Source organism: Candidatus Eisenbacteria bacterium (genome assembly GCA_018831195.1).
Taxonomy (GTDB): domain Bacteria; phylum Eisenbacteria; class RBG-16-71-46; order CAIMUX01; family JAHJDP01; genus JAHJDP01.
The window spans coordinates 1-2,354 of the sequence record JAHJDP010000113.1; the positions used below are offsets into that span (position 1 = coordinate 1).

Annotated in this window: 2 protein-coding genes; both read right to left on the reverse strand. The window is 54.8% G+C overall.

Features of this window, described 5'->3' with window-relative positions; genetic code table 11:
* The coding region (locus tag KJ970_19395) for a DEAD/DEAH box helicase family protein (GenBank protein ID MBU2693087.1) at positions 1-1,757 on the reverse strand (1,757 nt) is incomplete at its 3' end.
* A gap of 2 nt (positions 1,758-1,759) precedes the next feature.
* A complete protein-coding gene (locus KJ970_19400; protein ID MBU2693088.1) occupies positions 1,760-2,002 on the reverse strand; it encodes a helix-turn-helix domain-containing protein in 243 nt (80 codons plus the stop codon).
* Between the last annotated feature and the right edge of the window lie 352 nt (positions 2,003-2,354).

Below are 2,354 nucleotides of genomic sequence, written 5' to 3' on the forward strand. Positions count from 1 at the left end.
ACCTCGTCGCCAGGCTCAGGCTCTTCCTCGGGCGTAATGACGATTTCGTCATCGGTCGGCTGACCATCTTCATCGATATGCTGTTCCGTTTCGATAGACGGGTCGCCGTCGAAGTCCGGATCAGCGAACATGCGAGTGGCCGATCCGGTATAGTCCAGGATGCTGAAAAAGAACTTGCCGTAGTCATCCCGGACCCGCGTTCCTCGTCCAATGATTTGTTTGAAATCGGTCATCGAGTTGATGACCCGAACGAGCACAACATTCTGCACCGTCGGCGCATCTATTCCCGTGGTCAGCATCTGTGACGTAGTGAGAATAACAGGAGTGCGCCGTTCAACATCCTGGAAATTGCTCAAGTGCCCACGGCCAATGCCGCCTTCATCGGACGTAACACGGCAAACGTAGTCAGAATGCTGGCGGGTTAGGTCGGAGTTTAGATTGTTCAGCACACGACGCATCTCGTCGGCGTGCTCCTGATCGACACAAAAAACGATAGTCTTGTCGAAGCGCCCTGTCTTGTTCAGAAACTCGGTTAAATGCCTTGCGACAGCTTCAGTCCTGGCCTTCAGGGACACTACTCGCTCGAAATCGTTCGTGCGGTATTCCTCGTCCGGAATTTCTCGCCCGTAGCGGTCAAGCTCTCCTTGGGTGGGACGCCAACCTGCAGCATCCCAAGTGGTGATGACGCGGTGGACCCGGTATGGGGCAAGAAATCCATCGTCAATTCCCTGGCGAAGGCTATATTGGTAGATGGGGTCGCCGAAGTATCGGTACGTGTCCGCATTATCCTGGCGGCGTGGTGTGGCTGTCATCCCAACCTGGAATGCCGGCTCGAAATACTCCAGAATAGCCCGCCAGTTGCTGTCGTCTTTGGCACTACCTCGGTGGCACTCATCCACAATGATCAGATCGAAGAAGTCAGACGCATACTCGCGATACAGGCCGGGTCTTCGCTCGTCGCAAGCGATGGCCTGATAGATGGCGAAGTACATCTCACGGCCTTTATTGGCAACGCCTCCCTCGATCTTCCATCGTGCGTCACCGAAAGGAGTGAAGATTTTGGCCATAGGATCGTCAACGAGCACGTTGCGATCAGCCAGATAGAGAATCCTCGGACGTCGGTAATCACCGGTGCGATTCCAGCGCGATGACCATAGCTTCCAGCAGATCTGAAAGGCCACGACGGTCTTGCCCGTACCGGTGGCCATCGTAAGCAAAATGCGTCTTCGGCCCAGGAGTACTGCTTGAACGGTGCGGTTAATGGCGATTTCTTGATAGTAGCGCGGCGATTTCCCGCTCAGATGGTAGGCAGGAGCAAGTAAACGCTCGGCCAACTGCGGACCAAGAGCCTCTGAATTGATCAGGCGTGTCCACAGCTCATCTGGTGTCGGGAAGCTTTCTATCCCGCGTTCAAGGCCCGTCGTATAGTCGAATTCGACAATTCCCTGTCCGTTTGTAGCATAAGCAAACTTGAGCCCAAGGATTTCTGCATAATCCTTCGCTTGCTGAAGACCTTGGCCGGGAGTGACATAAGACGGCTTGGCCTCCACCACAGCTATGGGCATATCAGGGCGGTAACGCAGAATGTAATCGGCGCGCTTGCCAGGCCTTCTCCGCCCCTGCCGGCCAGACACGATGATGCGACCGTCGGTAAAAGTAACTTGCTCGTTAATACGATGCGGCTCGTCATCCCAACCCACAGCTTGCAGCTTGGGAACTATATAACGGCGGCAGGTATCAGCTTCGTTCAAGGGCATAGCTACACATGCCTCCAATCTTGAAGCTTTTGAGGCAGTTTCAGGCTGCCTTGTCTGATCCTCTTGGCGCAGAATGCGTCAAGCTGAGCCTTAGCCAGCTTCGATGGCTTAGCTTGGCCGTTTTCCCATCGATTTACAGTGGCGAAGCTGACGCCTAATTCACGTGCAAGGTCTTCCTGGCTGAGGCCGAGTTGATTGCGAACCTCCTTCACCAGCGTGGGATAATCTCTTTCTTCGGGTGCCATCGACTCATCCTCTGCTTAGTGGGCACGGCGCACCAGGGTTGTCTGTCAATATTGCAAACGTTATAACACTTGAAGACAAGAATCAAGAAAAATCTCAGAGACGTGTTAAGTCTCGCCACCGTAATCACTTCGGCTATGCCTTCTCTTTTGGAAGGGTTTCCACGATGTGGGAGACGCGTTTTCAAATCGCCAACTGCGAGATTTCGCGGTCAGCTTCGCTTCCAGTCGGTCCCGGTGTGTTTCTCCCACTTGCCGCCGCCTGCGAGGTCGGTGTTGAACCACTCGTCGCCCATGGATGGAGCAGGGATGGCGGCGTCGCGCTCGGCCTGGGTGCCGACGCCTCGGTGGATGG

Bases quoted from the DNA above. Each gene is read 5' to 3' on its own strand.
- KJ970_19400 (MBU2693088.1), bottom strand. From the start codon at position 2,002: ATGGCACCCGAAGAAAGAGATTATCCCACGCTGGTGAAGGAGGTTCGC.